Annotated in this window: 8 protein-coding genes; 2 read left to right on the top strand and 6 right to left on the bottom strand. The window is 70.1% G+C overall.

The window, feature by feature from the left end:
- The 4 genes from QH270_RS18010 to rimP form a co-directional block, all read right to left on the bottom strand.
- The coding region (locus QH270_RS18010; protein WP_432420379.1) for a translation initiation factor IF-2 N-terminal domain-containing protein at positions 1–376 on the bottom strand (376 nt) is incomplete at its 3' end.
- A 108-nt stretch (positions 377–484) separates the two neighbouring features.
- Positions 485–805 carry a YlxR family protein gene (locus QH270_RS18005; protein ID WP_280343728.1) on the bottom strand — a complete coding sequence of 107 codons (321 nt, stop codon included), beginning with the start codon at positions 803–805 and terminating at the stop codon, positions 485–487.
- A 68-nt stretch (positions 806–873) separates the two neighbouring features.
- Positions 874–1,902: a transcription termination factor NusA gene (nusA, locus tag QH270_RS18000; RefSeq protein ID WP_110035801.1), complete on the bottom strand. Its 1,029-nt coding sequence runs from the start codon at positions 1,900–1,902 to the stop codon at positions 874–876.
- Entirely contained in the window at positions 1,899–2,528 is a 630-nt protein-coding gene (rimP, locus tag QH270_RS17995) for a ribosome maturation factor RimP (RefSeq protein ID WP_280343727.1), read from the bottom strand. The genes nusA and rimP overlap by 4 nt, the downstream gene beginning before the upstream one ends.
- A 181-nt stretch (positions 2,529–2,709) precedes the next feature.
- Here rimP and QH270_RS17990 point away from each other — a divergent pair, with 181 nt between their 5' ends.
- Entirely contained in the window at positions 2,710–3,633 is a 924-nt protein-coding gene (locus QH270_RS17990; RefSeq protein WP_280343722.1) for a hypothetical protein, read from the top strand.
- Positions 3,630–4,067, top strand: coding sequence for a DUF4439 domain-containing protein (locus tag QH270_RS17985; protein WP_280343719.1), 438 nt, complete (start codon positions 3,630–3,632; stop codon positions 4,065–4,067). The genes QH270_RS17990 and QH270_RS17985 overlap by 4 nt, the downstream gene beginning before the upstream one ends.
- Before the next feature lie 48 nt (positions 4,068–4,115).
- On the opposite strand, the gene QH270_RS17980 is transcribed toward QH270_RS17985, so the two are convergent.
- Together QH270_RS17980 and QH270_RS17975 are read right to left on the bottom strand one after the other, a co-directional pair.
- The gene (locus tag QH270_RS17980) at positions 4,116–5,867 is read right to left on the bottom strand and encodes an acyl-CoA dehydrogenase family protein (protein ID WP_280343716.1); all 1,752 of its coding nucleotides are present in this window, start codon (positions 5,865–5,867) and stop codon (positions 4,116–4,118) included.
- 133 nt (positions 5,868–6,000) lie between these two features.
- Positions 6,001–7,749 carry a proline--tRNA ligase gene (locus tag QH270_RS17975; RefSeq protein WP_280343714.1) on the bottom strand — a complete coding sequence of 583 codons (1,749 nt, stop codon included), beginning with the start codon at positions 7,747–7,749 and terminating at the stop codon, positions 6,001–6,003.
- Between the last annotated feature and the right edge of the window lie 147 nt (positions 7,750–7,896).

Below are 7,896 nucleotides of genomic sequence, written 5' to 3'. Positions count from 1 at the left end.
TCCACCCCCCCCCCCCCCACACCACCCCGCCCCGCCCTCCGCCGCCCCCGCCCTTTGTTAAACCCCCCCCGCCCGGGGGGGCCCCCGCCGCGCCCGGAGCCGGGGTGGGACGCGGGCCCGGACGCGGACCGCCCGGGGTGGGCTTGGCGCCCGGACGGGCCGCCTGGGACGGTCCGGGACGGGCCGCCGGCTTCGCGTCGGCCGCCGGGGCGGACTTCGACGCGAGCGATTCGCGCAGACGACGTGCGACGGGTGCTTCCACCGTCGAGGACGCCGACTTCACGAACTCGCCTTGCTCCTTGAGCTTCGCGAGTAGTTCCTTGCTCGTGACACCGAGTTCTTTGGCCAACTCGTGCACGCGGGCCTTGCCTGCCACTGCTCTCCTCACTGAGAGGTCGAGCAGCGCCACCGTGTAAGGGACGGCGGCCCGCACGACCTCGGGTTATCTCCGATGGACGTTCATCGTTGGTGCTTCACGGTGTGCTCATGAGTGCTCGTGCCTGTTCTCGAGGTACTGCTCCAGGGCTGAGATATCCAGATTTCCGGACACTCGTAGGGCTCTGCCGAATGCTCGGCGCCGCTCTGCGGAACGCAGACAAGCTGAAACGGGGTGCAGCCAGGCACCCCGTCCGGGAAGTCTGCGCCGCGGGTCGGGAACGATCGCGACCCCGGCCGAACCGGGGTCCCGATGCTGCGCCACGATCCGCAACAGGTCGGCAGACGGCTCACGCTGACGGCATCCGATACACGTTCGCACGGATTGCGCGGGCCGGTCTTCCCCCCACTCTACCGGTGACCCGGTCATAACGACGAACCCCTCCCCTCTCGAAGTTACGAACCTGTCATCCGGGGGTCGAGATTCCCGCGTTTTCGTCAACTACGGTGCGCCTCCGGCCGCATGCTGCCACCCTGCTCCGGGGCCGCGTCGCTGCGGATATCGATGCGCCACCCCGTCAGACGAGCGGCCAGGCGGGCATTCTGGCCCTCCTTGCCGATCGCCAGCGACAGCTGGAAGTCGGGCACGATCACCCTGGCCGCCCTGGCCTCCGGATCGACGACGGTGACCGAAACCACCTTCGACGGCGAGAGCGCGTTGCCGACGAAGGTCGCCGGGTCCTCGGCGTAGTCGATGATATCGATCTTCTCCCCCGCCAGCTCGCTCATCACGTTGCGCACCCGCTGGCCCATCGGGCCGATGCACGCGCCCTTGGCGTTCACGCCGGGCACGGTCGAGCGCACCGCGATCTTGGAGCGGTGCCCGGACTCGCGCGCCACGGCCACGATCTCCACCGAGCCGTCGGCGATCTCGGGCACCTCGAGCGAGAACAGCCTGCGCACCAGGTTCGGGTGGGTCCGCGAGAGCTGGATCTGCGGGCCACGCGGGCCACGCGAGACGCCGTAGACGTAGCACTTGATCCGGTCACCGTGCTCGTAGGTCTCGCCGGGCACCTGCTCGGCGGGCGGGATCAGCCCCTCGGCGCCGTTGGCCTCGCTGCCGATGCGGACCACCACGATGCCGCGAGCGTTGGCCCTGGCGTCGCGCTGGACGACACCGCCGACGATGTCGCCCTCGTGGGTGGAGAACTCGCCGAAGGACTTCTCGTTCTCCGCGTCGCGGAGGCGCTGCAGCACCACCTGGCGGGCGGTCGTCGCCGCGATGCGGCCGAAACCCTCAGGCGTGTCGTCCCATTCGGAGACCAGGTTGCCGTCGGCGTCGAGTTCGCGCGCCATCACCCGGACCACGCCGGTCTTCTGGTTGATGTCGATGTAGGCGTTGGGCTGATGGCCCTCGGTGTGCCGGTAGGCGGTCAGCAGCGCCGACTCGATCGCCGAGATCACGGTCTCGATCGGGATGCCCTTGTCGGCGACGATCGCCCGCAAGGCTTCGATTTCGATGTTCATTCCGCAACCCCTTCGGTGGGAGAGTCACTGTGTTGGCCTGCAGCGGCGAGGTCGGCGGGCTCTTCGCCCGGAACGGGTCGGCCCGCGGCGATGCCGCCGGCGAGTTCGAGTTCGGCGGCGCCGGGCGGGTTGAACTCCACCTGCACGACGCCGGTGGCGATGTCGGCCAGCGGCACGTGCACCCGGTGCGGCTTGTTCTTGCCGCCGAGCACGAGCGCGATGGTCCCGTCGTCGGCGAGCACCCCGGCGCGCGCGTCGAAGCGCGCCTTGCCCTCGACCGGTTCGGCGCCCTCGCGCAGCGTCACCTTCACCTTGCGGCCCTGGGCCCGGCGCCAGTGCCGCTCGGCGGTCAGCGGCCGGTCGACCCCGGGTGTGGTGACTTCGAGCAGGTAGGCGGCGTCGCCGGAATCGGCGGATTCGTCGAGCAGCGCCGACATCTCCCGGCTGAGCTCGGCGATGGCGTCCAGATCGGCCGGACCGTCGCTGTCGACGGTGACCTTCAACCGAACCGGCGCCAATTCGTCTTTGCCCGCGGACGTGATCGCGACGCCCTCGAGGTCGAATCCCCGGCGTGCGACGAGCTCAGCGACGAGCTGGCTCACCCTTTCCTCGGTGGGCATCGGCATATGGGCGGCTCCTGGTTCAGTTGTGACGCGATCGGAAATTTCTACGCCAAGGGTCTAGCGTAACGCGCTCCGAGAGTGTAAAGGACCAGCGGACGAGGGTCGCGCACCGGTCCTGGTCGGCGTGCCCGTCGTGTCGCGACACCGGCGAGAGCACCGCCGCGGATCTGGCACGATGGTGCTCGTGCCCTTCCGCCATACCGCCCCGCCGAGCGCCGGGCGACCTTCCGGCATGCGCTCCGACCGGCACGAATCCCGCCCGATGACGAGCGAGTCGTCGCGCCTGGTCGCCGAGCAGCACCCCGGATCAGTTCTCCCCAGCGCACCGGCGCCGACCGGATCCACCCCCGCGGACAGCGGCGCGTCCACCACCGTGGCACTGCGGCCACTCTCCGCACGGGTGCGCTCCGCCCGGCTCGGCCGTCGCCCGGCAGGCCAGCCGCCGACCGAGCCCGCCAGGCCCGGACCCGCTGCGGCCCACCGGGTTTCGGCCGTGATCTCCGGCATCGACAGGACGCCCACCGACCCTGCGTCGTCCGGCGTGGGCAGCACCACGCCGCTCCTGCCGCCGACGCGACCGGGGGAATGGCGGCGGCGTTCGCTCCTGCGCCTCGTCGGCGCGAGCGCGCTCGGCCTGCCCGCGGTGGCGGTGCTGGCGGCCTGCGCCGAGGACGATACCGTGCACGCCCCGGATCCGCTTGCCGCGCAAGAGGTTCTGGCCCGCGCCGACGCGGCCGCCGCACAGGCCGCGATCGCGCTGGCACCGCAGTCGCAGGCGGCGCTGACCACGATCGCCACCGAGCGCGGTGCGCACGCCGACGCTCTACGCACCGAGATCGACCGAGTGATCGGCGTGTACGGCGACGGCACCACCCCCGTGCACCGCACCGGCGAGGTCATGGTCCCCGGTCCCGACGGACGCTCGGTGCCCGCCTCGGCCGCCGCGACACCCACCCAGCCGCTCACGCTCGCCCAGCTGCGCGATCAGCTGGTCCGCTCGCAGCAGTCGGCGGCTACGGCGGCGCGCACCCAAACCGGTTACCGCGCAGGGCTGTTGGCCTCGATCAGCGCGGCCTGTGCCACCCAGGCGGGAGTTCTGCTGACATGACCGAGCAACGCCAGGCCCTCCAGGCGGCACTGGACCGCGAGCACGCGGCCGTGTACTCCTACGGCGTCATCGCGGCCTACGCCAATACCGACCGGGCCCGCCTGGTCGCCGAGTTCAGCGCCGCCCACCGGGCCCGCCGCGACGCCACCGTCGAACTCCTGGAGGCGAGCGGCACCGCGCCCGCCGCGCCCGCCGCCGCCTACAACCCGCCGTTCCCCGTCGACGACCCGATCCCCGCGGCACACCTGGCCGTCGCTGTCGAAACCGATTGCGCCGCGGCGTGGTACACGGTGGTCGAACAAGCCACCGACGAGTCGGTGCGCGCCGCCGCGACCGAAGCGCTCACCGAAGCCGCGGTGCGCCGGGCGCGCTGGCAGGCCATCCTGGGTGCGTCCCCGGTGACGACAACGTTCCCCGGCCGCGCGGCGGTGTAGTCGGCGACGAGGTCGCGACGCCGGCTGCGGCGCCGCGACCCGGCTCGGCTACGGGCGCATCGCGTACGCGCCGTCGTAGGACTTCACCTGCTGCCACACGCGGTCGAAGCGCTCGGCGTCGGCGACCGGGCTGCGCAGGGCGCCGACCGCCCAGGCGCGCTGGTCCTCGGTGACCGAGGGCTTGCCGAGCAGGGCGGTCGCGTGGGTGTTGAAGTCACGGATCTGGAAGTCGAAGATCTGGTCGACGACGTCGGCATCCAGCCCGGTGAGCTCGGCCTGTTCGAGGATCAGCTGGCCGTAGACCACCGTGGAGAACAGGTGGCCGACGGTCAGCATGAAGTCCAGGTCCTTCTGCTGGGCCGCGTCCGGGGCCGCGGTGAGCAGCAGGGTGCGCAGCGCCTGGGCCTGCTCGTAGAAGCGGGCGACGTTGGGCACTCGCGCGGCCCGCTCGTAGGCCGGGGTCCAGTCGGCGAACTGCACCTTGCCCGCGCCGCGCGCCGGGCCCTGCTTCCAGAAGAACTCCTGGTCACCGGGCGCCAGGTCGGTGCCGATCGCCGGGTACTCCTTCGGGTTGAGCAGGTAGTTCGGCATGAACTTCAGGATCTGGCCCACGTTCACGTGCACGGTGCCCTCGAGGCGCGGCAGGTGGTTGATGTAGCGCGAGGCCTGCGCGAAGTAGGTGGCCTTCTCGAAGCCCTTGGCCGCCAGCACATCCAGCAGCAGGGTCATCGCGACCTCGCCCTCGGAGGTGACCTTGGACTTGGTCATCGGGTTGAACAGCAGGTAGCGGCGGTCCTCGAGCGAGGCGCTGCGGAAGTAGTCGACCGCGCGGTCGCTGAACAGCTTCATCGCGATCAGCCGGGCGTAGGCCTCGACGAAATTGCCACGCACGTGGGCGAAATCGGTGACCGGGTTGCCGTAGAGGATGCGGTTGTTGGCGTGGGTGATGGCCTCGAAGAACGAGTGCTCGACCATGCCGATGCCGCCGTGGCAGAGGTTGAACTTGCCCACGTTGACGGTGTTGAGCGCGGCCGAGAACGCCTCGGGCCCCTCGTGCAGCACGTCGGCGGCGGTCACCGGGTAGTTCTCCAGCCGGAAGTGGCTGACATACATCTGCCCGTGGATGACGCTGTCGATCAGGTGGTAGTTCTCGTGGCGGCTGTCGGCGGCGAACCAGACGTAGCCCTCGGCGCCCTCGACATCGGCGCGCCGGGAGAACACCGAGACCATCGAGGCGACGTTGCCGTTGCCGATGTAGTACTTCTCGCCGCTGGCCCGGAACAGGATGCCCGCCTCGGCGTCGGGGCTGCCCGGCTCGCTCGGGGTGAGGATCAGGTCCGTGTTGTAGATGTCGGCGCCGTGCTCGCGCTCGGACAGCGCGAACGCCATGACCTGACCGTCGTCGAGGTCGGCGGCGGCCTTGCGCTTGGCGATCTCGTTGTCGCTCTGCCAGATCGGGCCGAGGCCGAGGATGGTGACCTGCTCGGCGTACCAATACGCGAGGCCGTAGAAGCCGAAGATCTCCGAGAGCGCCGCGTTGCGGGCGGCGTCCCAGCGCTTGTTCGGGTCGCCGTCGGCGTAGGCGGCCGGGGTCAGGAAGGTCGCGAACAGCTTCTCCTTCGCGACGAAGTCGAGGAACTCCTCGACCCACACCGCGGCCCGGTCCTCGGCCAGCAGCTGTGCCTTCCCCTTGGATTCGAACCACTCGATGGTGGCTCGCAGCAGCCGCCGGGTCTCGGCATCGAAATGCTGAGGATCGTAGGTGGCGGGGTTGAACAGCAGGCTCGGCGAACTTGTCATGCCGGTAACTTAGCAGCGCCGTGGCGCCACCACACGCGCCCTACCTGCATGTTTCCCCTACGTAAGCGTAGGTTCGCCGGAGACGACGAACGCGCCGCCCCGGGCGGGACGACGCGTTCGGAGTGGTCGGGGCTCAGCCGCGAAGTTTCGCGGTGACGGCGGCCACCGCGTCCTCGGCCGGGATCTCGTCGGCCTCGCCGGTGAGGCGATTGCGCAGTTCGACCTTGCCGTCGGCCCAGCCGCGGCCGATCACCAGGATCCAGGGCATGCCGAGCAGTTCGGCGTCCTTGAACTTGACGCCGGGCGAGGCGGTGCGGTCGTCGAAGAGGACCTCGAAGCCCTGCTTGTCCAGCCCCGCCACGACCTGTTCGGCGCCCTCGCGAGCGGCGGCGTCCTTGTTGGCGATCACCACGTGCACGTCGAACGGGGCGACCTCGGCGGGCCAGCGCAGGCCCTTCTCGTCGTGCTGCTGCTCGGCGATCACCGCGACCAGACGCGAGACACCCACGCCGTAGGAGCCCATGGTGAGCCGGACCGGCTTGCCGTTCTCGCCCAGCACGTCGACGTCGAAGGCGTCGGTGTACTTGCGGCCGAGCTGGAAGATGTGCGCGATCTCGATGCCGCGCGCGGCCACCAGCGGGCCCGCGCCGTCGGGCGAGGGGTCGCCGTCGCGGACCTCGGCGGCCTCGATGGTGCCGTCCGGGGTGAAGTCACGGCCGACGACGAGCCCGACGACATGCTTGCCGGACACGTCCGCGCCGGTGATCCACGCGGTGCCCTCGACAACGCGCGGGTCGACAAGGTAGCGAACGCTGTTGGCCTGCAGCGACTTCGGGCCGATGTAGCCCTTCACCAGGAAGGGGTTGGCGGCGAAATCGGCCTCGGTGAGCAGTTCCACCTCGGCGGGCTCGACCGCGGCCTCGAGCCGCTTGTCGTCGACCTCGCGGTCACCGGGAATGCCGATGCCGAGGATCTCGGTCTTGCCGTCGGGGTGGCGCAGCTTGACCATCACGTTCTTCAACGTGTCGGCGGCGGTGACGGTGCGATCGAGCACCTTCGCCTCGTTGGCCCAGTCGACCAGCGTGGCGATGGTGGGCGTGTTCGGGGTGTCGTACTCGACCGCGGCGGGCTGACCCTCGATGGGCAGCGGCGCGGGCGCCGGGGTGACCACGGCTTCGACGTTGGCGGCGTAGCCGGACTCGACGCAGCGCACGTAGGTGTCCTCGCCCACGGGGCTCTCGGCGAGGAACTCCTCGGACGCGCTGCCGCCCATGGCGCCGGAGGTGGCAGCCACGATCACGTACTCGACACCGAGCCGTTCGAAGATGCGCTGGTAGGCGGCGCGGTGGGTGGCGTAGCTGGTGGCGAGGCCGTCGTCGTCGAGGTCGAAGGAGTAGGAGTCCTTCATCACGAACTCGCGTCCGCGCAGGATGCCGGCGCGGGGGCGTTCCTCGTCGCGGTACTTGTTCTGGATCTGGTACAGGGTGACCGGCAGATCCTTGTACGAGTTGTACTCACCCTTGACGGTGAGCGCGAACAGTTCCTCGTGAGTGGGGCCGAGCAGGTAGTCGCCGCCCTTGCGGTCCTGCAGCCGGAACAGGGCGTCGCCGTACTCGGTCCACCGGTTGGTGGTCTCGTAGGGCTCGCGCGGCAGCAGCGCGGGCAGCGAGATCTCCTGGGCGCCGGTGGCGTCCATCTCCTGGCGCACCACGTCCTCGATGCGACGCAGTGTGCGCAGGCCCAGCGGCAGCCACGAGTAGACGCCCGGCGCGATCCGGCGGACGTAGCCGGCGCGGACGAGCAGTTTGTGGCTTGGCACCTCGGCGTCGGCGGGGTCGTCTCGCAGGGTGCGCAGGAACAGTCGGGAGAGGCGGGTGATCACGGCTCCACAGCGTAGTCCCTGGTCCGGCGACGCTCACAGCGGATTACCACCGGACGGCCACGGCACGTCCGCGCCGCGCGTGGCACACCAGAATACCCAATTGTTTCCCCACCTAATCAGCAGATAACAAATCTATAACGTAGCGCG

It is taken from the genome of Nocardia neocaledoniensis (genome assembly GCF_029868625.1).
Taxonomy (GTDB): Bacteria; Actinomycetota; Actinomycetes; order Mycobacteriales; family Mycobacteriaceae; genus Nocardia; species Nocardia neocaledoniensis_A.
This window is presented reverse-complemented; position numbering and strand designations above follow the sequence as displayed.